General features: G+C 54.5%; 28 protein-coding genes, 4 tRNA genes and 2 rRNA genes. All 34 read right to left on the reverse strand.

All coding sequences use genetic code 11. From position 1 onward, the window contains the following. Positions 1-15 precede the first annotated feature (15 nt). Complete coding sequence (rplX, locus tag ACZRJ6_RS05750) at positions 16-330, reverse strand: 50S ribosomal protein L24 (RefSeq protein WP_029299388.1); 315 nt, start codon at positions 328-330, stop codon at positions 16-18. Positions 331-341: 11 nt separating this feature from the next. Continuing rightward, positions 342-710 carry a 50S ribosomal protein L14 gene (gene rplN / locus ACZRJ6_RS05755; protein WP_002555479.1) on the reverse strand — a complete coding sequence of 123 codons (369 nt, stop codon included), beginning with the start codon at positions 708-710 and terminating at the stop codon, positions 342-344. Between the two features lie 23 nt (positions 711-733). Beyond that, positions 734-1,000 (reverse strand): 30S ribosomal protein S17, encoded by a 267-nt coding sequence (rpsQ, locus tag ACZRJ6_RS05760; RefSeq protein WP_003176419.1) that lies wholly within the window; start codon positions 998-1,000, stop codon positions 734-736. A 2-nt stretch (positions 1,001-1,002) separates the two neighbouring features. Then, on the reverse strand, positions 1,003-1,194 hold the full coding sequence (gene rpmC / locus ACZRJ6_RS05765; RefSeq protein WP_002555481.1) for a 50S ribosomal protein L29: 192 nt from the start codon (positions 1,192-1,194) through the stop codon (positions 1,003-1,005). Then, positions 1,194-1,607 carry a 50S ribosomal protein L16 gene (gene rplP / locus ACZRJ6_RS05770; RefSeq protein WP_133103477.1) on the reverse strand — a complete coding sequence of 138 codons (414 nt, stop codon included), beginning with the start codon at positions 1,605-1,607 and terminating at the stop codon, positions 1,194-1,196. The genes rpmC and rplP overlap by 1 nt, the downstream gene beginning before the upstream one ends. 12 nt (positions 1,608-1,619) lie before the next feature. Beyond that, positions 1,620-2,306: a 30S ribosomal protein S3 gene (gene rpsC / locus ACZRJ6_RS05775; protein ID WP_003176422.1), complete on the reverse strand. Its 687-nt coding sequence runs from the start codon at positions 2,304-2,306 to the stop codon at positions 1,620-1,622. 13 nt (positions 2,307-2,319) lie between these two features. Beyond that, positions 2,320-2,652: a 50S ribosomal protein L22 gene (rplV, locus tag ACZRJ6_RS05780; protein WP_003210077.1), complete on the reverse strand. Its 333-nt coding sequence runs from the start codon at positions 2,650-2,652 to the stop codon at positions 2,320-2,322. Positions 2,653-2,665: 13 nt separating this feature from the next. Then, a complete protein-coding gene (rpsS, locus tag ACZRJ6_RS05785; RefSeq protein ID WP_133103478.1) occupies positions 2,666-2,941 on the reverse strand; it encodes a 30S ribosomal protein S19 in 276 nt (91 codons plus the stop codon). A 16-nt stretch (positions 2,942-2,957) separates the two neighbouring features. Next, positions 2,958-3,782 (reverse strand): 50S ribosomal protein L2, encoded by an 825-nt coding sequence (gene rplB / locus ACZRJ6_RS05790; RefSeq protein ID WP_003176423.1) that lies wholly within the window; start codon positions 3,780-3,782, stop codon positions 2,958-2,960. A gap of 14 nt (positions 3,783-3,796) precedes the next feature. Continuing rightward, positions 3,797-4,096, reverse strand: a complete 300-nt coding sequence (gene rplW, locus ACZRJ6_RS05795) for a 50S ribosomal protein L23 (protein WP_002555488.1) — start codon at positions 4,094-4,096, stop codon at positions 3,797-3,799. Further along, positions 4,093-4,695, reverse strand: coding sequence for a 50S ribosomal protein L4 (rplD, locus tag ACZRJ6_RS05800; RefSeq protein ID WP_149413630.1), 603 nt, complete (start codon positions 4,693-4,695; stop codon positions 4,093-4,095). Before rplD ends, rplW begins: the two co-directional genes overlap by 4 nt. A gap of 12 nt (positions 4,696-4,707) precedes the next feature. After that, entirely contained in the window at positions 4,708-5,343 is a 636-nt protein-coding gene (rplC, locus tag ACZRJ6_RS05805) for a 50S ribosomal protein L3 (RefSeq protein WP_133103480.1), read from the reverse strand. A gap of 81 nt (positions 5,344-5,424) precedes the next feature. Next, complete coding sequence (rpsJ, locus tag ACZRJ6_RS05810) at positions 5,425-5,736, reverse strand: 30S ribosomal protein S10 (protein WP_003186070.1); 312 nt, start codon at positions 5,734-5,736, stop codon at positions 5,425-5,427. A gap of 142 nt (positions 5,737-5,878) precedes the next feature. Then, positions 5,879-7,072: an elongation factor Tu gene (gene tuf / locus ACZRJ6_RS05815; RefSeq protein WP_133103481.1), complete on the reverse strand. Its 1,194-nt coding sequence runs from the start codon at positions 7,070-7,072 to the stop codon at positions 5,879-5,881. Between the two features lie 30 nt (positions 7,073-7,102). After that, complete coding sequence (fusA, locus tag ACZRJ6_RS05820) at positions 7,103-9,208, reverse strand: elongation factor G (RefSeq protein ID WP_463967402.1); 2,106 nt, start codon at positions 9,206-9,208, stop codon at positions 7,103-7,105. A gap of 30 nt (positions 9,209-9,238) precedes the next feature. Next, positions 9,239-9,709, reverse strand: a complete 471-nt coding sequence (gene rpsG / locus ACZRJ6_RS05825) for a 30S ribosomal protein S7 (RefSeq protein ID WP_002555493.1) — start codon at positions 9,707-9,709, stop codon at positions 9,239-9,241. Between the two features lie 118 nt (positions 9,710-9,827). Continuing rightward, positions 9,828-10,199, reverse strand: a complete 372-nt coding sequence (gene rpsL, locus ACZRJ6_RS05830; RefSeq protein WP_002555494.1) for a 30S ribosomal protein S12 — start codon at positions 10,197-10,199, stop codon at positions 9,828-9,830. Between the two features lie 216 nt (positions 10,200-10,415). Continuing rightward, the gene (gene rpoC / locus ACZRJ6_RS05835) at positions 10,416-14,615 is read right to left on the reverse strand and encodes a DNA-directed RNA polymerase subunit beta' (protein ID WP_133103483.1); all 4,200 of its coding nucleotides are present in this window, start codon (positions 14,613-14,615) and stop codon (positions 10,416-10,418) included. Positions 14,616-14,679: 64 nt separating this feature from the next. After that, positions 14,680-18,753, reverse strand: coding sequence for a DNA-directed RNA polymerase subunit beta (gene rpoB, locus ACZRJ6_RS05840; RefSeq protein WP_133103484.1), 4,074 nt, complete (start codon positions 18,751-18,753; stop codon positions 14,680-14,682). Between the two features lie 220 nt (positions 18,754-18,973). After that, entirely contained in the window at positions 18,974-19,342 is a 369-nt protein-coding gene (gene rplL / locus ACZRJ6_RS05845; protein ID WP_133103485.1) for a 50S ribosomal protein L7/L12, read from the reverse strand. Between the two features lie 80 nt (positions 19,343-19,422). Then, positions 19,423-19,923 (reverse strand): 50S ribosomal protein L10, encoded by a 501-nt coding sequence (gene rplJ, locus ACZRJ6_RS05850; protein ID WP_463967403.1) that lies wholly within the window; start codon positions 19,921-19,923, stop codon positions 19,423-19,425. A gap of 198 nt (positions 19,924-20,121) precedes the next feature. Next, on the reverse strand, positions 20,122-20,817 hold the full coding sequence (gene rplA, locus ACZRJ6_RS05855; protein WP_133103487.1) for a 50S ribosomal protein L1: 696 nt from the start codon (positions 20,815-20,817) through the stop codon (positions 20,122-20,124). After that, positions 20,817-21,248 carry a 50S ribosomal protein L11 gene (gene rplK / locus ACZRJ6_RS05860; RefSeq protein ID WP_003210097.1) on the reverse strand — a complete coding sequence of 144 codons (432 nt, stop codon included), beginning with the start codon at positions 21,246-21,248 and terminating at the stop codon, positions 20,817-20,819. The genes rplA and rplK overlap by 1 nt, the downstream gene beginning before the upstream one ends. A gap of 117 nt (positions 21,249-21,365) precedes the next feature. Further along, the gene (nusG, locus tag ACZRJ6_RS05865) at positions 21,366-21,899 is read right to left on the reverse strand and encodes a transcription termination/antitermination protein NusG (RefSeq protein ID WP_133103488.1); all 534 of its coding nucleotides are present in this window, start codon (positions 21,897-21,899) and stop codon (positions 21,366-21,368) included. Positions 21,900-21,908: 9 nt separating this feature from the next. Then, the gene (gene secE, locus ACZRJ6_RS05870) at positions 21,909-22,277 is read right to left on the reverse strand and encodes a preprotein translocase subunit SecE (protein WP_076016471.1); all 369 of its coding nucleotides are present in this window, start codon (positions 22,275-22,277) and stop codon (positions 21,909-21,911) included. Positions 22,278-22,322: 45 nt separating this feature from the next. After that, a tRNA-Trp gene (locus tag ACZRJ6_RS05875) sits at positions 22,323-22,398 on the reverse strand. Between the two features lie 163 nt (positions 22,399-22,561). Then, positions 22,562-22,637, reverse strand: a tRNA-Thr gene (locus tag ACZRJ6_RS05880). A gap of 26 nt (positions 22,638-22,663) precedes the next feature. Then, positions 22,664-22,737, reverse strand: a tRNA-Gly gene (locus ACZRJ6_RS05885). Between the two features lie 23 nt (positions 22,738-22,760). Then, positions 22,761-22,845, reverse strand: a tRNA-Tyr gene (locus ACZRJ6_RS05890). Between the two features lie 143 nt (positions 22,846-22,988). Beyond that, positions 22,989-23,435 carry a hypothetical protein gene (locus tag ACZRJ6_RS05895; RefSeq protein ID WP_463967404.1) on the reverse strand — a complete coding sequence of 149 codons (447 nt, stop codon included), beginning with the start codon at positions 23,433-23,435 and terminating at the stop codon, positions 22,989-22,991. A gap of 7 nt (positions 23,436-23,442) precedes the next feature. Next, positions 23,443-24,192 carry a pantothenate kinase gene (locus ACZRJ6_RS05900; protein WP_149413636.1) on the reverse strand — a complete coding sequence of 250 codons (750 nt, stop codon included), beginning with the start codon at positions 24,190-24,192 and terminating at the stop codon, positions 23,443-23,445. Next, positions 24,182-25,141 carry a bifunctional biotin--[acetyl-CoA-carboxylase] ligase/biotin operon repressor BirA gene (gene birA, locus ACZRJ6_RS05905; protein ID WP_463967405.1) on the reverse strand — a complete coding sequence of 320 codons (960 nt, stop codon included), beginning with the start codon at positions 25,139-25,141 and terminating at the stop codon, positions 24,182-24,184. The genes ACZRJ6_RS05900 and birA overlap by 11 nt, the downstream gene beginning before the upstream one ends. Before the next feature lie 166 nt (positions 25,142-25,307). Further along, positions 25,308-25,423: ribosomal RNA gene (gene rrf, locus ACZRJ6_RS05910) — 5S ribosomal RNA — on the reverse strand. 152 nt (positions 25,424-25,575) lie between these two features. Beyond that, a 23S ribosomal RNA gene (locus ACZRJ6_RS05915) occupies positions 25,576-25,655 on the reverse strand; the annotation flags it as partial.

Raw genomic sequence — 25,655 nt, forward strand, 5'->3', positions numbered from 1 at the left:
TCTACCTAGCAGTGTTCAAGCATCAACCGCTTTTTGGGTCGACTTGAAGACACGAATTTTCTTGCCGTCTTCTACTTTGAAACCAACGCGGTCAGCCTTGTTGGTTTCGCCGTTGAAAATGGCGACGTTAGAAGCGTGCAGTGGCGCTTCTTTCTCGACGATACCGCCTTGTACGCCCGACGCGGGGTTAGGCTTGGTATGACGCTTAACCAGGTTCAAACCACCGATGACCAGACGGTCATCAGCGAGAACCTTAAGCACCTTACCGCGCTTACCTTTGTCTTTGCCGGCGATCACGATGATCTCGTCGTCACGACGAATCTTTTGCATGTCGGATCTCCTTACAGCACTTCTGGGGCGAGCGAGACGATCTTCATGAACTTCTCAGTACGAAGTTCACGGGTCACTGGCCCAAAGATACGGGTGCCGATCGGCTCTTGCTTGTTGTTCAAAAGAACAGCAGCGTTGCCATCAAAGCGGATAATGGAGCCATCTGCACGGCGTACGCCGTGACGAGTGCGGACTACAACAGCAGTCATCACTTGGCCCTTTTTCACTTTACCGCGAGGAATTGCTTCCTTCACGGTAACTTTGATGATGTCACCGATACCAGCGTAACGACGATGGGAGCCACCCAGCACCTTGATGCACATAACGCGGCGAGCGCCGCTGTTATCGGCCACATCGAGCATGGATTGAGTCTGAATCATATAATTTCTCCGACCCCTAGTCCTTAGACTTCCACAGCGCGTTCGAGAACATCAACCAGTGCCCAAGACTTAGTCTTGGCCAGGGGACGAGTTTCACGAATAGTGACTTTGTCGCCGATGTGGCACTGATTGGTTTCGTCGTGCGCGTGCAGCTTAGTCGAACGCTTAACGTATTTACCGTAGATCGGGTGCTTAACGCGGCGCTCGATCAGAACGGTGATGGTTTTGTCCATCTTGTCGCTGACAACACGGCCAGTCAGCGTACGGACAGTTTTTTCGGCTTCAGCCATGATCACTTACCTGCCTGCTGGTTGAGCACAGTCTTCACGCGAGCAATGTCACGCTTAACTTGCGAGAGCAGATGAGACTGCCCCAACTGGCCAGTTGCTTTCTGCATACGCAGATTGAACTGGTCGCGCAGCAGGCCGAGCAGTTGCTCGTTCAGCTGCTGTGCGGATTTTTCACGAAGTTCATTCGCTTTCATCACATCACCGTCCGTTTAACAAAGGAGGTGGCGAGCGGCAGCTTTGCAGCAGCCAGGGCGAAAGCCTCACGCGCCAGCTCTTCAGTAACACCCTCGATTTCATACAGGACTTTGCCTGGCTGAATCTGGGCAACCCAATATTCCACGTTACCCTTACCTTTACCCATTCGAACTTCGAGTGGCTTCTTGGTTACAGGCTTGTCCGGGAATACACGGATCCAGATCTTGCCGCCACGTTTAACGTGACGGGTCAGTGCACGACGCGCTGACTCGATCTGACGAGCGGTGAGACGACCACGAGCTACAGACTTCAGCGCGAACTCGCCGAAGCTGACTTTGCTACCGCGCTGAGCCAGACCACGGTTGTGGCCTGTCATCTGCTTGCGGAACTTCGTACGCTTTGGTTGCAACATTTGGCGTACCCCTTACTTAGCAGCTTTTTTACGAGGCGCTGGTGCTTGTGGTTTCAGCTCTTCTTGGCGACCACCAATTACTTCGCCTTTGAAGATCCAAACCTTTACACCGATCACACCGTAGGTGGTGTGAGCTTCGTAGTTGGCATAGTCGATGTCGGCACGCAGGGTGTGCAGTGGCACACGACCTTCGCGATACCATTCAGTACGTGCGATTTCAGCACCGCCGAGACGACCGCTCACTTGGATTTTGATGCCTTTGGCACCAATGCGCATAGCGTTCTGTACAGCGCGCTTCATAGCGCGACGGAACATTACACGACGCTCCAGCTGCTGAGCTACGCTCTGCGCAACCAGCATACCGTCGAGCTCCGGCTTGCGGATCTCTTCGATATTGATGTGCACAGGCACACCCATTTGCTTGGTCAGGTCCTGACGCAGTTTCTCAACATCTTCACCTTTCTTCCCGATAACGATACCTGGACGAGCAGTGTGGATGGTGATACGTGCAGTTTGGGCCGGACGATGGATATCGATACGGCTTACGGACGCGCTTTTTAGTTTGTCTTGGAGATACTCGCGCACCTTCAGATCAGCGAACAAATAGTCCGCATAAGTCCGACCGTCTGCGTACCAGACGGAGGTGTGCTCCTTGACGATTCCCAGGCGAATGCCAATGGGATGTACTTTCTGACCCATCTCTTCGACTCCGTTACTTGTCAGCAACCTTGACAGTGATATGGCAAGACCGCTTGACGATGCGATCAGCCCGGCCTTTGGCACGAGGCATGATGCGCTTCAGCGAACGCCCTTCGTTGACGAAAACGGTGCTGACTTTAAGGTCATCAACGTCTGCGCCTTCGTTATGCTCGGCGTTGGCTACGGCCGACTCCAGCACTTTCTTGATGATCTCGGCGGCTTTCTTACTGCTGAAAGCCAACAGGTTGAGCGCTTCGCCCACCTTCTTCCCGCGGATCTGGTCGGCGACCAAGCGGGCTTTCTGGGCGGAGATTCGAGCGCCCGACAACTTAGCGGCTACTTCCATCATTCCTTACCCCTTAACGCTTGGCTTTCTTGTCTGCCACATGCCCACGATAAGTGCGGGTAGCGGCAAACTCGCCTAGTTTGTGGCCGACCATGTCTTCGTTCACAAGAACTGGGACATGCAGACGACCGTTATGCACAGCAATGGTCAAACCGACCATTTGTGGCAGGATCATCGAACGGCGCGACCAGGTTTTCACTGGTTTGCGATCGTTCTTTTCCGCCGCCACTTCGATCTTCTTCAGTAGGTGAAGATCAATAAAAGGACCTTTTTTCAGAGAACGTGGCACTGTCGTATCCCTCTATTTACTTGCGACGACGGACGATCATTTTGTCGGTACGCTTATTACCACGAGTCTTCGCGCCCTTAGTCGGGAAGCCCCACGGCGATACCGGATGACGACCACCAGAGGTACGACCTTCACCACCACCATGTGGGTGGTCAACCGGGTTCATGGCAACACCACGAACGGTTGGGCGAACGCCACGCCAGCGTTTGGCACCAGCTTTACCCAGCGAACGCAGGCTATGCTCGGAGTTCGAGACTTCGCCCAAGGTCGCACGGCATTCAGCCAATACTTTACGCATCTCACCAGAACGCAGACGCAGGGTCACGTAGACACCTTCACGAGCGATCAGCTGAGCCGAAGCACCAGCGGAACGAGCGATTTGCGCGCCTTTACCTGGCTTCAATTCGATGCCGTGTACGGTGCTACCAACTGGAATGTTACGCAGTTGCAGAGCGTTGCCCGGCTTGATCGGCGCCAGAGCACCTGCGATCAGCTGGTCACCAGCACTCACGCCTTTAGGGGCGATAATGTAGCGACGCTCGCCATCTGCGTACAGCAGCAGAGCGATGTGAGCAGTACGGTTTGGATCGTATTCGATACGCTCGACAGTGGCAGAGATGCCATCTTTGTCATTGCGACGGAAATCGACCAAACGATAATGCTGCTTATGGCCACCACCGATGTGACGAGTGGTAATGCGACCATTGTTGTTACGACCACCAGTCTTCGATTTCTTCTCGAGCAGCGGTGCGTGAGGAGCGCCTTTATGCAGCTCCTGGTTGACCACCTTGACCACAAAACGGCGGCCAGGGGAAGTCGGTTTGCATTTAACGATTGCCATGATGCACCCCTTCCTTACTCAGCACTGCTGCTGAAATCGAGATCTTGGCCTGGTTGAAGGGAGATAACTGCCTTCTTCCAGTCATTACGCTTGCCCAGACCGCGAGCAGTGCGCTTGCTCTTACCCAGAACATTCAGGGTAGTAACACGCTCTACTTTCACGCTGAACAGGCTTTCGACGGCCTTCTTGATTTCCAGCTTGGTTGCGTCAGTAGCAACCTTGAAAACGAACTGACCTTTCTTGTCAGCCAGAACCGTAGCCTTTTCGGAAACGTGCGGGCCAAGCAGAACTTTAAATACGCGTTCCTGGTTCATCCCAGCAGCTCCTCGAATTTCTTCACGGCCGACACGGTGATCAACACCTTGTCGTATGCGATCAGACTAACTGGATCGGAACCTTGCACGTCACGGACATCGACGTGTGGCAGGTTGCGAGCAGCCAGGTACAGGTTCTGATCAACAGCTTCGGACACGATCAGGACATCAGTCAGACCCATGCCATTCAGCTTGTTCAGCAGATCTTTGGTTTTCGGTGCTTCAACTACGAAGTCCTGAACCACGACCAGACGATCAGTACGCACGAGTTCAGCAAGGATGGAGCGCAGTGCTGCGCGATACATCTTCTTGTTGAGCTTCTGAGTGTGATCCTGTGGACGAGCTGCGAAAGTGGTACCGCCGCCACGCCAGATTGGGCTACGGATAGTACCGGCACGAGCACGGCCAGTACCTTTCTGACGCCAAGGGCGCTTACCGCCACCACGAACGTCGGAACGGGTCTTTTGCTGCTTGCTACCTTGACGGCCGCCAGCCATGTAGGCCACGACTGCTTGGTGAACGAGCGTCTCGTTGAATTCGCCGCCAAATGTCAGTTCGGAAACTTCGATCGCTTGAGCGTCATTTACATTTAATTGCATGTCAGCTTCCCCTTAACCGCGAGCCTTGGCCGCTGGACGTACAACCAGGTTGCCGCCAGTAGCGCCAGGAACAGCACCCTTGACCAACAACAGATTGCGTTCAGCGTCGACGCGCACTACTTCGAGGGACTGCACGGTCACGCGCTCAGCGCCCATATGACCGGACATTTTTTTGCCCTTGAATACACGACCAGGAGTCTGGCACTGGCCAATAGAGCCCGGGACGCGGTGGGAAACGGAGTTACCGTGAGTGTTGTCTTGGCCACGGAAATTCCAACGCTTGATCGTACCCTGGAAGCCTTTACCCTTGGACTGACCGGTTACATCAACCAGTTGACCAGCGGCGAAGATTTCAGCGTTGATCAGATCGCCAGCCTGGTAGTCGCCATCTTCAAGACGGAACTCCATGACAGTACGACCAGCTGCAACGTTTGCTTTAGCGAAGTGACCTGCTTGAGCAGCAGTCACACGCGAAGCACGACGCACGCCGACAGTGACTTGCACTGCACGATAGCCATCGGTTTCTTCAGTTTTAAACTGGGTGACGCGATTCGGCTCGATCTCAATGACCGTAACCGGAATGGAGACACCTTCTTCGGTGAAAATACGGGTCATACCGCATTTACGACCGACTACACCAATAGTCATGTTGTAAACCTCATGAGTGTACGGGGCTTTCACCCGCTATGGCCGCCCATTTCAGAGCGTTACACGACTAAGACCCAAGTCTTAGCCGAGGCTGATCTGCACTTCCACACCGGCCGCCAGATCAAGCTTCATAAGTGCATCAACGGTTTTATCCGTTGGCTGGACGATGTCCAGTACGCGCTTATGAGTACGGATCTCGTACTGGTCACGCGCGTCTTTGTTGACGTGCGGGGAGACCAGAACGGTGAACCGCTCTTTACGGGTAGGCAGTGGAATTGGACCACGCACTTGAGCACCAGTACGTTTCGCGGTTTCCACGATTTCCTGGGTGGATTGGTCGATCAGGCGATGGTCAAAAGCCTTCAACCTGATACGGATTTGCTGATTTTGCATTGGATTTCAGACTCCAGATTGCTATTCCCACCGGACGCAATACGCCCGTTAAAAGGAGGCGCAATTCTATAGACGGGGCACCACAGTGTCAACCCAATAAAAAAGCCCCCGCTAAGCGGGGGCTTTTTCAAGTCATCGCTTATTAAGCGATGATTTTGGCTACGACGCCAGCGCCGACGGTACGACCGCCTTCACGGATAGCGAAACGCAGACCATCTTCCATTGCGATGGTTTTGATCAGGGTGACAACCATTTTGATGTTGTCGCCTGGCATTACCATTTCAACGCCTTCCGGCAGTTCGCAGTTACCGGTCACGTCAGTGGTCCGGAAGTAGAACTGTGGACGGTAGCCTTTGAAGAACGGAGTGTGACGACCGCCTTCTTCTTTGCTCAACACATACACTTCAGCTTCGAAGGTAGTGTGCGGCTTGACCGAACCTGGCTTGACCAGAACCTGGCCACGCTCAACGTCGTCACGCTTGGTACCGCGCAACAGAACGCCGCAGTTCTCGCCAGCACGACCTTCGTCGAGCAGCTTGCGGAACATTTCAACGCCAGTGCAGGTGGTGACAACAGTGTCACGCAGACCTACGATTTCCAGCGAATCCTGAACCTTAACGATACCGCGCTCGATACGACCAGTCACAACAGTACCGCGACCCGAGATCGAGAATACATCTTCGATTGGCATCAGGAACGGCTTGTCGATAACACGAACTGGATCTGGAATGTAGCTGTCCAGAGTCTCAACCAGTTTACGAACGGCAGTGGTGCCCATTTCGTTGTCATCTTGGCCGTTCAGAGCCATCAGAGCGGAACCGATGATGATCGGAGTGTCGTCGCCCGGGAAGTCGTAAGTGCTCAGCAGATCGCGCACTTCCATCTCAACCAGTTCCAACAGCTCAGCGTCGTCAACCATGTCAGCCTTGTTCAGGAAGACAACGATGTACGGAACGCCTACCTGACGGGACAGCAGGATGTGTTCGCGGGTCTGCGGCATCGGACCATCAGCGGCCGAGCAAACCAGGATCGCGCCGTCCATCTGGGCAGCACCGGTGATCATGTTCTTCACATAGTCAGCGTGACCTGGGCAGTCAACGTGAGCGTAGTGACGCACCAGCGAGTTGTATTCAACGTGCGCAGTGTTGATGGTGATACCACGAGCCTTTTCTTCCGGAGCGCTGTCGATTTTGTCGAAAGCAACAACGGCCGAACCGAAAATTTCGGAGCAGACGCGAGTCAGAGCTGCAGTCAGCGTGGTTTTACCATGGTCAACGTGACCGATGGTGCCAACGTTGACGTGCGGGAGGTCACGTACAAATTTTTCTTTAGCCACGACAATTAACTCCTTGCCTAAAGGACTGAATCAGCCTTGTTTTTTGGTAACAGTTTCGACGATATGCGACGGAGCTGTATTGTATTTTTTGAATTCCATAGAGTAGCTTGCGCGACCCTGGGACATGGAACGAACGTCGGTCGCATAACCGAACATCTCGCCCAACGGAACCTCAGCACGAATCACTTTGCCGGAAACCGTATCTTCCATACCCAAGATCATGCCGCGACGACGGTTAAGGTCGCCCATGACATCACCCATATAGTCTTCAGGCGTAACAACTTCTACCGCCATGATTGGCTCAAGCAACTCACCACCGCCCTTCTGGGCCAGTTGCTTGGTTGCCATGGAGGCAGCCACCTTAAACGCCATCTCGTTGGAGTCGACGTCGTGGTAAGAACCATCAAAAACGGTTGCCTTCAGGCCGATCAGCGGATAACCGGCAACAACGCCGTTTTTCATCTGCTCTTCGATACCCTTCTGGATCGCCGGGATGTATTCCTTAGGAACCACACCACCCACGACTTCGTTCACGAATTGCAGACCTTCCTGACCTTCATCAGCCGGTGCAAAACGAATCCAGCAATGACCAAACTGGCCACGACCACCGGATTGACGAACGAACTTGCCTTCGATTTCACAGCTCTTCGTGATGCGCTCACGATAGGAAACCTGAGGCTTACCGATGTTGGCTTCGACGTTGAACTCACGGCGCATCCGGTCAACCAGGATGTCCAGGTGCAACTCGCCCATGCCAGAGATGATCGTTTGACCAGTCTCTTCATCAGTTTTGACGCGGAAAGATGGATCTTCCTGAGCAAGCTTGCCCAGAGCAACACCCATTTTTTCCTGGTCATCCTTGGTCTTTGGCTCAACGGCAACCGAAATAACCGGCTCCGGGAAGTCCATGCGAACCAGGATGATTGGCTTGTCAGCAGTGCACAAAGTCTCACCAGTGGTGACGTCCTTCATGCCGATCAAGGCCGCGATGTCACCAGCGCGCACTTCCTTGATTTCTTCGCGGGCGTTTGCGTGCATTTGCACCATACGACCCACGCGCTCTTTCTTGCCTTTAACCGAGTTGATCACGCCGTCACCGGAGCTCAACACGCCCGAGTAAACTCGAACGAAGGTCAAAGTACCCACGAATGGGTCGGTAGCGATCTTGAACGCCAGCGCCGAGAACGGCTCGCTGTCGTCTGCATGACGCTCCAGTTCGATAGTCTCGTCATCCGGGTCAGTACCCTTGATGGCAGGAATGTCGACTGGGGCCGGCAGGTAGTCGATAACAGCATCGAGAACCAGGGGAACACCCTTGTTCTTGAAAGAAGAACCGCAAACAGCCAAGACGATTTCGCCAGCGATAGTACGCTGACGCAGACCGGCCTTGATTTCCTCGATGGTGAGTTCTTCACCTTCAAGGTACTTGTTCATCAGCTCGTCACTGGATTCGGCCGCAGCCTGCACCATGTTGTCACGCCACTCTTCAGCCAGCGCCTGCAAGTCTGCAGGAATAGCCTCGCGACGAGGAACAGTGCCCTTGTCCGCATCGTTCCAATACACAGCTTCCATACTCATCAGGTCGACCTGACCCTGGAAGTTGTCTTCGGAACCGATAGCCAACTGGATCGGCACCGGAGTGTGACCCAGGCGCTTTTTGATCTGTTCGATCACGCGCAGGAAGTTCGCACCAGCACGGTCCATCTTGTTCACGTAAACAAGACGTGGAACACCGTATTTGTTGGCTTGACGCCATACGGTTTCCGACTGTGGCTCAACACCTGAGGTGCCGCAGAACACAACTACCGCGCCATCGAGTACACGCAGGGAACGCTCAACTTCAATAGTGAAGTCAACGTGGCCTGGGGTGTCGATGACGTTGAAGCGGTGATTGTCTGCGTATTGCTTCTCAGAGCCCTTCCAGAAGGTGGTAATAGCAGCAGAAGTAATGGTAATACCACGCTCCTGCTCTTGCACCATCCAGTCGGTGGTCGCGGCGCCGTCATGCACCTCGCCCATCTTGTGACTTTTGCCAGTGTAAAAAAGGACGCGCTCGGTGGTGGTGGTTTTACCAGCATCCACGTGAGCGACGATACCGATGTTACGGTAGCGACTAATCGGAGTAGTACGAGCCATAAAGCCCTCGCAAAATTAGTGAAGCTGAAATTAGAAGCGGTAGTGCGAGAAAGCCTTGTTGGCTTCAGCCATACGGTGCACGTCTTCACGCTTCTTAACAGCAGCACCTTTACCTTCGGCAGCATCCAACAGCTCGCCAGCCAAACGCAGAGCCATAGACTTCTCGCCGCGCTTACGGGCGAAGTCTACCAACCAGCGCATTGCCAGAGCGTTACGACGGGACGGGCGAACTTCGACCGGAACCTGGTAAGTAGCACCGCCTACACGGCGCGACTTCACTTCGACCAGCGGAGCGATGGCGTCGAGAGCTTTCTCGAAGATTTCCAGGGGGTCGCTGTTCTTGCGTTCTTTAACCTTTTCCAGCGCGCCATAAACAATACGCTCGGCAACGGCTTTTTTGCCGCTTTCCATCACGTGGTTCATGAACTTGGCCAGAATTTGGCTTCCGTATTTTGGATCGTCAAGCACTTCGCGCTTGGCTGCTACGCGTCTTCTTGGCATGGATAAGCCCTCAAACGGTCTTCAGGTTCGTTCGGAATCGGTGCCCTTGCGGGACGCCTCCGACCTTACTCTTATCGACTCAGAAAATAAGATGATTCAGTTTTACAAAAAGCCACTACTACTTAGGCTTCTTGGTACCGTACTTCGAACGACCCTGGTTACGACCTTTAACGCCGGAGGTATCCAAGGAGCCGCGCACGGTGTGATAACGAACACCTGGCAAGTCTTTTACACGACCGCCACGGATCAGTACCACGCTGTGTTCTTGCAGGTTGTGGCCTTCACCGCCGATGTACGAGGAAACCTCGAAACCGTTGGTCAGACGCACACGGCATACTTTACGCAGTGCCGAGTTAGGTTTTTTCGGCGTAGTGGTATACACGCGAGTGCATACGCCACGACGTTGCGGGCAGTTCTGCAGCGCAGGCACGTCGGATTTCTCGACGATACGCTTACGCGGCTGACGTACCAGCTGGTTGATAGTTGCCATCTACTAGCTCCACTGTTGTCTTGCGACGCTATTGTCTTGCAAGAAAAGCAAAATGGCAGGAACGAATTCCCGCCAAATTTAGGGGTACAAGAGTCTAAAGAGGATCTTGCCCCCAGTCAAGGCAAGGCCCCGACCTCCCCTTCCATCGAACCGGGATAAAACTATCTCGATCCGACGAACGGGGCTGCCAGGGCCCGGACTTATTTATCGCAGAACTCAGTTACCGCTTGAGTTCAGCGCTTCGGTCAGTGCAGCTTCCACTTCACTGGCGCTTACGCGCAGCGGCTTGTCAAGCTCACGGCGGCGCTTGCGCTCGCTGTGGTAAGCCAAACCGGTACCGGCTGGGATCAGACGACCCACAACCACGTTTTCTTTCAGGCCGCGCAGGTAATCGCGCTTGCCGGTTACCGCTGCTTCGGTCAGTACGCGAGTGGTCTCCTGGAAGGAGGCCGCCGAGATGAACGACTCAGTGGACAACGACGCCTTGGTGATACCCAGCAGTACCCGAGTGAACTTGGAAACGAATTTCTCGTCGCCAGCCAGACGCTCGTTTTCTACCAGTACGTGAGTCAACTCCATCTGGTCGCCCTTGATGAAAGTCGAATCGCCGGATTCAGCGATCTCAACTTTACGCAGCATCTGACGCAGGATGGTCTCGATGTGCTTATCGTTGATCTTCACGCCTTGCAGACGGTAAACGTCCTGGATCTCGTTAACGATGTACTTGGCGAGCGCACTCACACCCAGCAAGCGCAGGATGTCGTGTGGATCACTCGGGCCGTCGGAGATAACTTCGCCGCGGTTTACCTGTTCGCCTTCGAAGACGTTCAGGTGACGCCACTTCGGAATCAGCTCTTCGTACAGATCGGTACCGTCGTTAGGGGTAATGACCAGACGGCGCTTGCCTTTGGTCTCTTTACCGAACGCGATGGTGCCGCTGACTTCAGCCAGAATCGATGCTTCCTTCGGACGACGAGCTTCGAACAAGTCGGCAACACGCGGCAGACCACCGGTGATGTCACGAGTTTTCGAAGTCTCTTGCGGAATACGAGCGATAACATCACCGATCGCGATTTTCGCACCATCCGCCACACCGACAAGGGCGTTGGCAGGCAGGAAGTACTGGGCAATTACGTCGGTACCCGGCAGCAAGAGATCCTTGCCGTTGTCATCAACCATCTTCACAGCAGGACGGATATCTTTACCGGCAGCTGGACGATCTTTGGCGTCGAGTACTTCAATGTTGGTCATACCGGTCAATTCGTCAGTCTGACGCTTGATCGTGATGCCTTCTTCCATGCCCACGTACGTCACGGTACCTTTCATTTCGGTAACGATTGGGTGAGTGTGCGGATCCCACTTGGCCACGATTGCGCCAGCGTCGACCTTGTCACCTTCTTTGACCGAAATCACAGCACCGTACGGCAGCTTGTAACGCTCACGCTCACGACCGTAGTCATCAGCGATTGCCAGCTCACCGGAACGGGACACAGCAACCAGGCAGCCATCCACTCGCTCAACGTGCTTCAAGTTGTGCAGACGAACGGTACCGCCATTCTTCACCTGAACGCTGTCCGCAGCGGAGGTCCGGCTTGCCGCACCACCAATGTGGAACGTACGCATGGTCAGCTGGGTACCCGGCTCACCGATGGACTGGGCAGCGATAACGCCGACCGCTTCACCGATGTTCACCTGGTGACCACGAGCCAAGTCACGGCCATAGCACTTGGCGCAAATGCCATAACGGGTTTCGCAACTGATCGGCGAACGTACAATCACTTCGTCGATGCTGTTGAGTTCGATGAACTCGACCCATTTCTCGTCAACCAGAGTGCCGGCAGGAACGATAACTTCCTCGGTACCTGGCTTGAATACGTCACGGGCGATTACTCGACCCAGTACGCGCTCACCCAACGGCTCTACAACGTCGCCGCCTTCGATGTGCGGAGTCATCAGCAGACCGCGTTCGGTACCGCAGTCGACTTCAGTCACAACCAAGTCTTGCGCAACGTCTACCAGACGACGAGTCAGGTAACCGGAGTTAGCAGTTTTCAACGCGGTATCCGCCAGACCTTTACGCGCACCGTGAGTAGAGATGAAGTACTGAAGTACGCTCAAACCTTCACGGAAGTTCGCAGTAATCGGCGTTTCAATGATGGAACCGTCCGGCTTGGCCATCAGGCCACGCATACCGGCGAGCTGACGGATCTGCGCGGCAGAACCCCGTGCGCCCGAGTCGGCCATCATGTACATCGAGTTGAACGACTCTTGATCGACTTCTACGCCATGACGGTCGATAACACGCTCTTTCGAGAGGTTCGACATCATCGCCTTCGACACTTCGTCGTTGGCCTTGGACCAAAGGTCGATCACTTTGTTGTACTTCTCGCCCTGGGTTACCAGGCCGGAGGCGTACTGGCTTTCGATCTCTTTCACTTCATCGGTAGCAGCACTGATGATGGCGGCTTTCTCGTCCGGGATAACGAAGTCGTTAACACCGATGGAAACGCCGGAAATGGTCGAATAAGCAAAACCGGTGTACATCAACTGGTCAGCGAAGATAACGGTCTCTTTCAAACCAACCACGCGGTAGCACTGGTTGATCAGCTTGGAGATCGCCTTTTTCTTCATTGGCTGGTTGACCACGTCGTACGACAGGCCAGGTGGAACAACCTGGAACAACAGCGCGCGGCCGACAGTAGTGTCGACGATACGGGTGTTCTTGACGCTGCCACCATCACGATCGTTGACGGTTTCGTGGATGCGGACCTTGACCTTGGCGTGCAGAGCGGCTTCGCCGGCACGGAACACACGGTCAACTTCCTGCAGATCCGCGAACACACGACCTTCGCCCTTGGCGTTGATCGCTTCACGAGTCATGTAGTACAGACCCAATACAACGTCCTGCGACGGAACGATGATTGGCTCACCGTTGGCTGGCGACAGAATGTTGTTGGTCGACATCATCAACGCACGCGCTTCCAGCTGGGCTTCCAGCGTCAGCGGTACGTGCACGGCCATTTGGTCGCCGTCGAAGTCGGCGTTGTACGCAGCACAGACCAACGGGTGCAGCTGGATAGCTTTACCTTCGATCAGTACCGGTTCAAACGCCTGGATACCCAGACGGTGAAGGGTCGGTGCACGGTTGAGGAGAACCGGGTGTTCGCGAATCACTTCAGCGAGAACGTCCCAAACTTCTGGCAGCTCGCGCTCGACCATTTTCTTGGCCGCTTTGATGGTGGTCGCAAGACCGCGCATTTCCAGCTTGCCAAAAATGAACGGCTTGAACAGCTCGAGAGCCATCTTCTTCGGCAGACCGCACTGGTGCAGACGCAGGGTCGGGCCTACGGTAATTACCGAACGACCGGAGTAGTCAACACGCTTACCGAGCAAGTTCTGACGGAAACGACCCTGCTTACCCTTGATCATGTCAGCCAGGGATTTCAGAGGACGCTTGTTGGAACCCGTGATAGCGCGGCCACGACGACCGTTGTCGAGCAAGGCATCGACAGCTTCCTGCAACATACGCTTTTCGTTGCGCACGATGATGTCCGGAGCGGACAGATCAAGCAGGCGCTTCAAGCGGTTGTTACGGTTGATCACGCGACGGTACAGGTCGTTGAGGTCAGAAGTCGCGAAGCGACCGCCATCCAACGGTACCAGCGGACGCAAGTCTGGCGGCAAAACCGGCAGAACGGTCAGCACCATCCACTCTGGCAAGTTGCCGGAACCCAAGAAGGCTTCCATCAACTTCAGACGCTTGGACAGCTTCTTGATCTTGGTTTCGGAGTTGGTTTGCGGAATTTCTTCACGCAGGCGGCCAATCTCGTGCTCCAGGTCGATAGCGTGCAGCAGTTCACGGACAGCTTCAGCACCCATGCGGGCATCGAAATCGTCGCCGAACTCTTCCAGCGCTTCGAAGTACTGTTCGTCGTTGAGCAACTGACCCTTTTCAAGGGTGGTCATGCCTGGATCGATAACAACGTAGCTCTCGAAGTAGAGAACGCGTTCGATATCACGCAGGGTCATGTCCATCAGCAAGCCGATACGGGACGGCAGCGATTTCAGGAACCAGATGTGAGCAACCGGCGAAGCCAGTTCGATGTGCGCCATGCGCTCACGACGAACCTTGGCCAGTGCAACTTCAACGCCGCACTTCTCGCAGATCACACCACGGTGCTTCAAGCGCTTGTACTTACCGCACAGGCACTCGTAATCCTTTACCGGGCCAAAGATCTTGGCGCAGAACAGGCCGTCACGCTCAGGTTTGAACGTACGGTAGTTGATGGTTTCCGGTTTTTTAACTTCACCGAACGACCACGAACGGATCATCTCAGGCGATGCCAATCCAATACGGATGGCGTCGAACTCTTCGACTTGACCCTGGTTTTTCAGCAAATTCAGTAGGTCTTTCAAGGCCTTTCCTCCTGGCGGAGCAGAGAGCGGGCTAAACAGCCCCGCTCTCGATTCGCGTCACGTGTTATTCGGTTTCCAGATCGATATCGATGCCGAGGGAACGAATTTCTTTGATCAACACGTTGAAGGACTCGGGCATGCCCGGCTCCATACGGTGATCGCCGTCCACGATGTTTTTGTACATCTTGGTCCGGCCGTTCACATCATCCGACTTCACTGTGAGCATTTCTTGCAGAGTGTATGCAGCACCGTATGCTTCCAGTGCCCAGACCTCCATCTCCCCGAAACGCTGACCACCGAACTGAGCCTTACCACCCAACGGCTGCTGGGTAACCAGGCTGTACGAACCGGTAGAACGAGCGTGCATCTTATCGTCTACCAAGTGGTTCAGCTTCAGCATGTACATGTAGCCAACAGTAACCGGGCGCTCAAACTTGTTGCCGGTACGGCCGTCGAACAGCTGCATCTGGCCGCTTTCTGGCAGGTCTGCCAGTTTCAGCATGGCCTTGATTTCGCTTTCCTTGGCACCGTCGAACACCGGCGTAGCCATTGGAACACCGCCGCGCAGGTTCTTCGCCAGATCCAGGATTTCCTGGTCGGTGAAGGTGTCCAGCTCTTCGTTGCGACCGCCGATCTCGTTGTAGATCTCGTGCAGGAACTTGCGCAGGTCAGCAACCTTGCGCTGCTCTTCGATCATACGATTGATCTTCTCACCCAAACCTTTGGCCGCAAGGCCCAGGTGGGTTTCAAGGATCTGACCAACGTTCATACGCGAAGGTACGCCCAACGGGTTGAGGACGACGTCGACCGGAGTGCCATTGGCATCGTGCGGCATGTCTTCAACCGGCATGATCACGGAGACCACACCTTTGTTACCGTGACGACCGGCCATCTTGTCGCCAGGCTGGATGCGGCGACGGATTGCCAGGTAAACCTTGACGATTTTCAGCACACCTGGAGCCAGGTCATCGCCCTGCTGCAGTTTGCGCTTCTTGTCTTCGAACTTGTCGTCCAGCAGACGGCGACGATCAACGATGTAGGCCTGGGCCTTCTCGAGCTGCTCGTTCAGAGCATCTTCAGCCATGCGCAGCTTGAACCACTGACCATGCTCAAGACCGTCGAGTACTTCGTCGGTGATCTCCTGACCCTTCTTCAGACCTGCGCCGCCTTCAGCCTTACGGCCTACCAGCGCGGAACGCAGACGTTCGAAGGTCGCGCCTTCAACGATACGGAACTCTTCATTCAGATCCTTGCGGATCTCGTCGAGTTGGGTCTTCTCGATGGACAGTGCACGAGCATCACGCTCAACACCGTCACGGGTGAAGACCTGTACGTCGATGACAGTACCCTTGGTACCGGTAGGTACGCGCAGGGAGGTGTCTTTAACGTCGCTGGCTTTTTCACCGAAGATGGCACGCAACAGCTTCTCTTCCGGAGTCAGTTGGGTCTCGCCTTTCGGAGTGACCTTACCAACCAGGATGTCGCCTGCGCCAACCTCAGCACCTACGTAAACGATACCGGCTTCGTCCAGCTTGTTCAGTGCAGCTTCACCCACGTTCGGGATGTCTGCAGTGATTTCCTCTGGCCCAAGCTTGGTGTCACGTGCCACACAGGTCAGTTCCTGAATGTGGATCGTGGTGAAACGGTCTTCCTGAACAACACGCTCGGACAGGCAGATGGAGTCTTCGAAGTTGTAACCGTTCCAGGCCATGAACGCGATACGCATGTTCTGACCCAGCGCCAGCTCACCCATGTCGGTGGACGGACCATCGGCCATAATGTCGCTGCGCTGAACCCGATCACCCTTGCTCACCAGCGGACGCTGGTTGATGCAGGTGTTCTGGTTGGAGCGGGTGTACTTGGTCAGGTTGTAGATGTCGACACCGGCTTCGCCAGTTTCAACTTCGTCGTCAGCAACACGAACCACGATACGGCTGGCATCAACAGAGTCGATAACACCGCCACGACGAGCCACGACACAAACGCCGGAGTCACGGGCTACGTTACGCTCCATGCCGGTACCTACCAGCGGCTTGTCAGCACGCAGGGTCGGTACAGCTTGACGCTGCATGTTGGAACCCATCAACGCACGGTTGGCGTCATCGTGTTCCAGGAACGGGATCAGCGACGCTGCAACCGAAACTACCTGCTTCGGTGATACGTCCATCAAGGTGACGTCTTCCGGCGCCTTGACGGTGAACTCGTTCAAGTGACGAACAGCTACCAGTTCGTCGATCAGCATTTTCTTGTCGTTCATCGTGGCCGAGGCCTGAGCGATCACGTGATCAGCTTCTTCGATGGCGGACAGGAACACGATCTCGTCGGTGACCAGAGCGTCTTTCACCACACGGTACGGGCTCTCGAGGAAACCGTACTGGTTGGTGCGCGCATAAGCGGCCAGGGAGTTGATCAGGCCGATGTTCGGACCTTCCGGCGTTTCAATCGGGCATACACGACCATAGTGAGTCGGGTGTACGTCACGAACTTCAAAGCCTGCACGCTCACGAGTCAGACCGCCCGGGCCCAGTGCAGAAACACGGCGCTTGTGGGTGATCTCGGAGAGCGGGTTGTTCTGGTCCATGAACTGCGAGAGCTGGCTGGAACCGAAGAACTCTTTCACCGCCGCAGCCACTGGCTTGGCGTTGATCAGGTCTTGCGGCATCAGGCCTTCGCTTTCAGCCATCGACAGACGCTCTTTGACCGCACGCTCAACACGTACCAGGCCAACGCGGAACTGGTTTTCAGCCATTTCGCCTACGCAGCGAACACGACGGTTACCCAGGTGGTCGATGTCATCGACGATGCCTTTACCGTTACGGATGTCGACCAGGGTCTTCAGTACCGCGACGATGTCTTCCTTGCACAATACGCCCGAACCTTCGATCTCGGTGCGACCGATACGACGGTTGAACTTCATCCGGCCGACCGCAGACAGGTCATAGCGCTCAGGGCTGAAGAACAGGTTGTTGAACAGGGTCTCGGCAGCGTCTTTGGTTGGTGGCTCGCCAGGACGCATCATGCGATAGATCTCGACCAGCGCTTCCAATTGGTTGCTGGTGGAGTCGATCTTCAGGGTGTCGGAGACGAACGGACCGCAGTCGATATCGTTGGTGTACAAGGTCTCGAGGCGAACAATCTGAGACTTGGCGATTTTGCCCAGGATCTCGGTGTTCAGCTCGGTGTTGCATTCAGCCAGGATTTCGCCAGTGGCCGGGTGCACGATGACCTTGGCGGTGGTGCGACCCAGGACGTAGTCCAAAGGCACTTCCAGCGTCTTGATACCGGCTTTTTCGATCTGGTTGATGTGGCGCGCAGTAATACGGCGGCCGGCTTCAACGATGATCTTGCCCTTCTCGTCCTGGATGTCCAGAACAGCAATCTCACCACGTAGGCGCTGAGGTACCAGTTCCAGGCTGAGGGTTTCGCCACTCACATGGAATACGTTGGTGGTGTAGAACGCGTCCAGCACCTGCTCAGTGGTATAGCCGAGCGCGCGCAGCAGTACCGATGCCGGCAGCTTGCGACGACGGTCGATACGCACGAACACGCAGTCTTTCGGGTCGAACTCGAAGTCCAACCACGAACCACGGTACGGAATGATCCGCGCGGAGTACAAGAGTTTGCCGGAGCTGTGCGTCTTGCCGCGGTCGTGGTCGAAGAACACGCCCGGGGAACGGTGCAGCTGGGAAACGATAACGCGCTCGGTACCATTGATAACGAAGGTACCGTTCTCAGTCATCAGGGGGATTTCACCCATGTAGACTTCTTGCTCTTTGATGTCCTTGATCGCTTTGTTCGACGACTCTTTGTCGAAAATGATCAAACGGACTTTTACCCGCAAAGGTACGGCGTACGTAACACCGCGCAACACGCATTCTTTGACATCAAATGCCGGTTCGCCCAGGCGATAACCGACGTACTCCAGCGCAGCATTGCCGGAGTAGCTGATGATCGGGAAAACAGATTTGAAGGCCGCATGCAGGCCCACGTCGCGGAACTGATCTTTGGTCGCTCCCGCCTGCAAGAATTCACGATACGAATCCAGCTGGATAGCCAGAAGGTACGGGACATCCATGACGTCCGGCAACTTGCTAAAGTCCTTGCGGATACGTTTTTTCTCAGTATATGAGTAAGCCATCAGCGTTCCCCAGCTTGGTCACCTGCTTGTTTGGCCCCTCCCGACGGGAGCAGCCAGAAAATCGTGCAAACCCCATGGTTTGCGCCACCCCATCGGGTGGTTACAGCGCGCTATAGGCGACGACCGAGTCGATTGCCAATAACGGAAAAAGGCCGGTGGCAAGAGCCACCAGCCATCAGCCTTCAGCTTAACGCTTGGGCTGGAGACGCAAGGTCGATGCTTACTTCAGCTCGACTTTAGCGCCTGCTTCTTCCAAGGTAGCCTTGGCTTTAGCAGCAGCGTCAGCCGACACAGCTTCCAGAACCACGGAACCAGCACCGTTATCAACTACAGCCTTGGCTTCTTTCAGGCCCAGACCGGTCAGCTCACGTACAGCCTTGATCACGTTAACTTTCTTGTCGCCAGCTTCAAGCAGAACAACGTTGAATTCAGTTTGTTCTTCAACGACAGCAGCGGCAGCAGCAGGACCAGCAGAAGCAGCAGCAGCAGAAACGCCGAACTTCTCTTCCATTGCCTTGATCAGTTCAACGATTTCCAGAACGGATTTTTCGCCGATTGCTTCGATGATTTGGTCGTTAGTCAGAGACATGACTATAAATTCCTGTATTGGGGTGACGGCCTACGCGGCCATCGAAATAAACAATAAACGTAAAAAGGAGTTGCTCAGCCTTAAGCTGCAGCAGCTTCTTTCTGGTCGCGAAGAGCCGCCAGAGTACGAGCCAATTTGCTGGTTGCGCCTTGAATCACGCTCATCAGCTGGGAAATGGCTTCGTCACGGGTCGGCAGGCTTGCCAGTACGTCGATCTGATTAGCTGCGAGGTAGTTACCCTCGAACGCAGCTGCCTTGATCTCGAACTTGTCCTGACCTTTTGCGAACTCTTTGAACAAACGGGCAGCAGCACCCGGATGTTCGTTGGAGAATGCAATCAAGGTCGGGCCGGTGAACACGTCGTTGAGAACACTGTATTGAGTGTCGGCAACAGCGCGCTTGAGCAGGGTATTACGTACAACACGTACGTAAACGCCAGCTTCACGAGCCTCTTTACGGAGTCCGGTCATAGCGCCTACTGTCACACCGCGGGCATCAACCACGACAGCGGACAGGGCAACTTTGGCAGCCTTGTTGACTTCAGCGACGATGGCCTTCTTGTCTTCAAGTTTAATTGCCACGGGAAAAACTCCTGCTTGTTACCGTTTCATCCAACCGAAGCCGGATGTCGTTTTGGTGTCTGATTCGGTAAGGAACCGGGAGCACCATCTGCGTAGGCTTGAGGTTTAAGACTTGCGCCGCCTACGGTCTTGGATAGCCCCCGCCAGGCAGGGACCCCAATTTTTCAACTGCCGCAATTGCTTGCGCCAGTTTATGTCTTATACGTCCAGCGAGCCTTGGTCGATGACCAGACCTGGGCCCATAGTGGTGCTCAGGGTAACGCGCTTGACGTAGATACCTTTCGAGGAAGCTGGCTTGATACGCTTCAGATCAGCGATCAGGGCTTCAACGTTTTCCTTCAGCTTGACGGCATCAAAGCCGACTTTGCCAACGGAGGTGTGAATGATGCCGTTTTTGTCGGTGCGATAACGAACCTGACCAGCCTTGGCGTTTTTAACCGCGGTAGCTACGTCTGGGGTTACGGTGCCGACTTTAGGGTTAGGCATCAGGCCGCGTGGGCCCAGGATCTGACCCAACTGACCCACAACGCGCATTGCATCCGGGGATGCGATAACTACGTCAAAGTTCAGGTTACCGGCTTTCATTTCGGCAGCCAGATCGTCCATACCTACACGGTCAGCGCCGGCAGCCAGAGCAGCTTCAGCTGCCGGGCCTTGGGTGAAGACAGCAACACGTACAGTCTTGCCAGTACCGTGTGGCAGCACAGTTGCGCTACGAACGACCTGGTCGGATTTACGCGGGTCAACACCCAAGTTCACAGCAATATCAACAGACTCGCTGAATTTGACAGTCGACAGCTCGGTCAGCAGTGCAGCGGCATCTACAAAGTTGTAGGCCTTGCCCGCTTCGATTTTGCCAGCGATAGCCTTTTGGCGCTTGGTCAGCTTAGCCATTACACACCCTCCACGTTAAGGCCCATGCTACGAGCAGAACCGGCGATGGTACGCACGGCTGCATCCATATCAGCTGCAGTCAGATCCGCGTTTTTGGTTTTCGCGATTTCTTCCAGCTGAGCACGAGTCACGGTGCCAACCTTAACGGTGTTTGGACGAGCGGAACCGCTAGTCAGACCAGCAGCTTTCTTCAACAAAACCGAAGCCGGGGTCGACTTGGTTTCGAAAGTGAAGCTACGGTCGCTGTATACAGTGATGATCACTGGAGTCGGCAGACCTGGCTCAATACCCTGAGTACGGGCGTTGAAGGCCTTGCAGAACTCCATGATGTTCACGCCGTGCTGACCCAGAGCTGGACCGACGGGTGGGCTTGGGTTGGCCTGAGCGGCCTTCACTTGCAGCTTGATGTAAGCGGTAATCTTCTTGGCCATGAGGCACTCCAATTACGGGTTCGAACGCCTCGAAAGGCTCCCCGGTTACTTGCGCGTTTATCCCAGTGACGACAAAACCCCACAGCCTAAGGCTGCGGGGTTGGGATGCTTGCTCAGCTAGACTTTTTCGACCTGGCTGAACTCTAGCTCTACCGGAGTAGAGCGACCGAAAATGAGCACTGCCACTTGGATCCGGCTCTTTTCGTAGTTAACTTCTTCGACAGTGCCGTTAAAATCTGCAAACGGACCATCAGTGACACGAACGATCTCACCCGGCTCGAACAACGTCTTCGGCTTGGGCTTGTCACTACCATCAGCAACACGACGCAGAATCGACTCTGCCTCTTTGTCGGTAATCGCAGCAGGCTTATCAGCGGTACCACCGATAAAGCCCATGACACGAGGAGTATCCTTGACCAAGTGCCAAGTACCCTCATTCATGTCCATTTGAACCAGCACGTAGCCAGGGAAGAACTTGCGCTCGCTTTTGCGTTTCTGGCCATTACGCATTTCAACCACTTCTTCAGTGGGAACCAGAATTTCGCCGAAGCCTTCTTCCATGCCTGCAAACTTTATGCGCTCTAGCAAAGAGCGCATGACATGCTTCTCGTAACCCGAGTAAGCATGCACAACGTACCAACGCTTAGCCACGGGACACCCTTAGCCAACAATCAAGGAAACAAGCCAGCCGAGCAGGGAATCAAGCCCCCACAACAGCAACGCCATAACCAGAACAACAGCTACCACAATCAAAGTGGTCTGCGTGGTTTCTTGGCGAGTCGGCCAAACGACTTTACGGATCTCGGTACGAGCTTCCTTTACCAGGACCGCAAAAGACTTGCCTTTAGCAGTCTGCAGGCCAACAAAGGCAGCAACAGCAGCAAGGGCGAGCAATGCGAGGACGCGGTACAGGATCGGCGACGCAGAGTAGTACTGGTTGCCGACAACGCCTACGACCACAACAGCGACTACTACAAGCCACTTGAGGAGATCGAAGCGAGAGCCTTGAGCTTCAGCCTTAGGAGTCATCTATGAAGATCCTGTGAAAAGAAAGCCAGACACACCAAGTGAATCTGGCAGGTCAGGAGGGAATCGAACCCCCAACCTACGGTTTTGGAGACCGTCGCTCTGCCAATTGAGCTACTGACCTAAAACAAAATCAGGCCGACAATTATGCCGATCTGAAAAAGACTTTACAACAACAAACCCCTGCAGACCTGGAACCTACCCAAACAAAATCACGAAAGAGAGCAGAATCAATCAGAGGTAGCTGTTAAAACAAAGGCAGATATTTTCATATCTGCCTTGTTATATGGAGCTCTTGAGCGGATTTGAACCGCTGACCTCACCCTTACCAAGGGTGTGCTCTACCAACTGAGCTACAAGAGCAAAACACTATGCACAACCTGCAAACTTGGAGCGGGTAGCGGGAATCGAACCCGCATCATCAGCTTGGAAGGCTGAGGTTCTACCACTAAACTATACCCGCAGAGCTTGCAGCTCACGCTAAAATGGTGGAGGGGGAAGGATTCGAACCTTCGAAGTCGTAGACGTCAGATTTACAGTCTGATCCCTTTGGCCGCTCGGGAACCCCTCCTAAGCGAGCCGGCATTCTATATCATGCCAGCCTTCTGTCAAGCATTTTCTCATTGAAAATATGAGGTTAGCTGCATTGACTGTCGCATCACACCGTTTCCCTCAAGAGGTCATCACTGCGAAGCGGGCGCCATTCTATGCAAACTATTCAACAGTTGCAATGCCTTCGCACGGCATTATTTTATGTTTTAACTCATTGAATTCGTTAGCAAGGTTTTCAAAGGGCAAATCATCGGCCAGACGCCGGCTTTCAGGTGCCACTCTCAGCCAGTATCCCGAAACATCAGGAGCGCTCAGCGATTGCAGTTTTACCTTGATGTCCAGACTGGTAAGCCGCTGCTCCACAGATCGCGCCTGCTTCTGATCAGCAAAACCACCAATATAGAGACAACCGCTCTGCACCTCTGGGGCTTTTGCCCTGTCCCGTCGAACCACGGCATCAGCAGACTCGCTCAATAACTGGATATCCTGCTGAGAACCTCGGTACAGAACCAGGGGCGTAACATCCTTGGCACGCAGGGGCGCTTCCTGCTGATGCCAAATGTAATAGAAGATATTAAGGACCAGCAAAAGCAAAAACAGCCAACGCATAAAAACCTCAGGACAAGGGGCACGCCATCGCCAAACCAACAAAAACAAGATCAGGGACAAGTTTCGCTCGAGGCACGGCATCAGCAATCAGCTCAGCATCCCCTCCCGTCAGGAATACGGTGAATTCGTCACCCCAGTAACGCTGAGCCAACTCCAGCTGAGTCAGGACAAATCCTCTCAACATAAGCATACAGCCACGCTCCACCGCCTCTACGGTCGTACGACCTGGCGACAGGTGCTCTAGGGCACGCTCGGCGGCAATATCGTCGTAGCGTATTTTGCGAGTATGCGTTCGCAACTGGTTACGCATTAATGGCATACCAGGACAAATAAATCCGCCGAGATGCTCACCGTCCGCAGCAATGAAGTCGGAGGTAGCCGCCGTACCAAAATCGAGTACAAGGCACGAGCCCGGCGACAACTGAAAACCGCCAAGCATAGCCAGCCAGCGATCAAGCCCCAGCCGCTCGAAGTCTTCGTACCCATTACGCACCCCGGCCATCTGCCTCGCAGATGTAGCACAAACCACAGTGATGCCAAAGGCATCTACCAGGGCCGCGACCAACTTGTTGGTCTCCTCGGAAGCACGAACACTCACCAGTCGACAATGTTTTATCGCCAAGCCCGCAAGCGCTGACAGGCTATCGATTAGCACGATATCCGAGCCGACGATTCCCTCTGCGAAAACATACGCCCTGCCTGACTCAAGCACTCGCCATTTAATAAAGCTATTCCCACAGTCGAGCTCAAGAATCATCACGCAACCTCAGGCTTAACTCACCACCGCTGTATATTTTTTCAACACCATCCACGCCCAAGCGTAACGCACCCTGCCCATCGATACCCAGCACCAGTCCTTCGACTTGATTCACGCCGGCAATGAGCGAGACGGAACGCCCCTGCCATAGATGGTTCTGCTCCCACTCGCCTTGAATAGCGGAAAAGCCGAACGCTTGATGACGATCAAGGTAGGTTTGTAACTGCAAGCCGAGACGGGCTACCAGATAGTTACGATCAACGGCGCTACCGGTTTCCAACTGCACAGAGGTCCATTGCTGATCGACTTCAGGCGCTTTCTGCATATTCACATTAATCCCCACACCAAGGACTACGTGGCAGACATCAGCCGGATCTCCGACCAACTCCAGGAGGATGCCAGCAATCTTCTTCTGCCCCACCAAGACGTCATTGGGCCACTTCAAGCCTGCATTGCGCACGCCAGCCTCCCGCAGGGCCTGCATGACCGCCAGGCCGACAACCAGGCTAAGCCCCTCCAGTTGTCGCAACCCCCCATCAATTCGCAAGACGAGGCTGTAGTAGACATTTTGAGCGAAAGGGCTTACCCACTTACGCCCTCGCCTACCCCTGCCAGCAGTCTGCTGCTCCGACAGCACCAGAAACGGCGCAACTTGCCCCCCACCAATAAGACGCAATGCTTCGGCATTGGTAGAGTCAATGGAGTCGGAGATATAGACAGGCCAGGCAGAAGAAGGCGCATTTGCAGCTATTTCGTCATGGCTTAGCAACGCCAGGGGCGCAGCCAACTGATATCCCCTGCCACGGACTTTATGGATAGGCAGATTCAACTCCGCCTCAAGATGCTGAAGCTGCTTCCATACAGCACTGCGACTGACGCCCAAGGCTGTACCAAGCGCTTCCCCGGAGTGGAATCGGCCATCTTTTAGAAGTTTCAACAACGTCAGCATGCAAGTCTCGCCTCACAATGAGGCACGCATGATAGCCATGCATAGGGCCATTGCATAGAAAGGCAGGACTTTAGCATTGAAGGCGACTGGCAGGCGCTCGCTCATACTTTTCGAGCGCCCAAAACAAAACCCCATCTGCTTTCGCAAATGGGGTTTCGGAATTTAATCTTGACGATGACCTACTCTCACATGGGGAAACCCCACACTACCATCGGCGATGCATCGTTTCACTACTGAGTTCGGGATGGGATCAGGTGGTTCCAATGCTCTATGGTCGTCAAGAAATTCGGTAGCCAGCTCGTGTACCTTTCGGCTCACGCTCCAGCGAATGGGTATGTAATAGATTTGTGTGTTGCTTGTGAATTTTCGACTTGTATCGTCTTCACACACCGCAATCTGGCCTCTTTCGAGTTCACAAATTGCTTGGGTGTTATATGGTCAAGCCTCACGGGCAATTAGTATTGGTTAGCTCAACGCCTCACAGCGCTTACACACCCAACCTATCAACGTCGTA

This window comes from Pseudomonas sp. C321 (assembly GCF_055407105.1).

Coding starts and splice junctions, on each gene's coding strand:
- secE (WP_076016471.1), bottom strand. CDS start 22,277: ATGACTCCTAAGGCTGAAGCTCAAGGCTCTCGCTTCGATCTCCTCAAG.
- rplP (WP_133103477.1), bottom strand. CDS start 1,607: ATGTTGCAACCAAAGCGTACGAAGTTCCGCAAGCAGATGACAGGCCAC.
- rplC (WP_133103480.1), bottom strand. CDS start 5,343: ATGACTATTGGTGTAGTCGGTCGTAAATGCGGTATGACCCGTATTTTC.
- ACZRJ6_RS05895 (WP_463967404.1), bottom strand. CDS start 23,435: ATGCGTTGGCTGTTTTTGCTTTTGCTGGTCCTTAATATCTTCTATTAC.
- rplW (WP_002555488.1), bottom strand. CDS start 4,096: ATGAACCAGGAACGCGTATTTAAAGTTCTGCTTGGCCCGCACGTTTCC.
- rplL (WP_133103485.1), bottom strand. CDS start 19,342: ATGTCTCTGACTAACGACCAAATCATCGAAGCAATCGGCGAAAAATCC.
- rpmC (WP_002555481.1), bottom strand. CDS start 1,194: ATGAAAGCGAATGAACTTCGTGAAAAATCCGCACAGCAGCTGAACGAG.
- fusA (WP_463967402.1), bottom strand. CDS start 9,208: ATGGCTCGTACTACTCCGATTAGTCGCTACCGTAACATCGGTATCGTC.
- rpoB (WP_133103484.1), bottom strand. CDS start 18,753: ATGGCTTACTCATATACTGAGAAAAAACGTATCCGCAAGGACTTTAGC.
- rpsC (WP_003176422.1), bottom strand. CDS start 2,306: ATGGGTCAGAAAGTACATCCCATTGGCATTCGCCTGGGAATCGTCAAG.
- rpsL (WP_002555494.1), bottom strand. CDS start 10,199: ATGGCAACTATCAACCAGCTGGTACGTCAGCCGCGTAAGCGTATCGTC.
- ACZRJ6_RS05900 (WP_149413636.1), bottom strand. CDS start 24,192: ATGATTCTTGAGCTCGACTGTGGGAATAGCTTTATTAAATGGCGAGTG.
- rplA (WP_133103487.1), bottom strand. CDS start 20,817: ATGGCTAAGCTGACCAAGCGCCAAAAGGCTATCGCTGGCAAAATCGAA.
- rplD (WP_149413630.1), bottom strand. CDS start 4,695: ATGCAATTAAATGTAAATGACGCTCAAGCGATCGAAGTTTCCGAACTG.
- rplN (WP_002555479.1), bottom strand. CDS start 710: ATGATTCAGACTCAATCCATGCTCGATGTGGCCGATAACAGCGGCGCT.
- rplX (WP_029299388.1), bottom strand. CDS start 330: ATGCAAAAGATTCGTCGTGACGACGAGATCATCGTGATCGCCGGCAAA.
- rpsG (WP_002555493.1), bottom strand. CDS start 9,709: ATGCCAAGAAGACGCGTAGCAGCCAAGCGCGAAGTGCTTGACGATCCA.
- rplB (WP_003176423.1), bottom strand. CDS start 3,782: ATGGCAATCGTTAAATGCAAACCGACTTCCCCTGGCCGCCGTTTTGTG.
- rpsJ (WP_003186070.1), bottom strand. CDS start 5,736: ATGCAAAATCAGCAAATCCGTATCAGGTTGAAGGCTTTTGACCATCGC.
- rplK (WP_003210097.1), bottom strand. CDS start 21,248: ATGGCCAAGAAGATTACCGCTTACATCAAGCTGCAAGTGAAGGCCGCT.
- rpsQ (WP_003176419.1), bottom strand. CDS start 1,000: ATGGCTGAAGCCGAAAAAACTGTCCGTACGCTGACTGGCCGTGTTGTC.
- birA (WP_463967405.1), bottom strand. CDS start 25,141: ATGCTGACGTTGTTGAAACTTCTAAAAGATGGCCGATTCCACTCCGGG.
- rplV (WP_003210077.1), bottom strand. CDS start 2,652: ATGGAAGTAGCCGCTAAGTTGTCGGGCGCTCGAATCTCCGCCCAGAAA.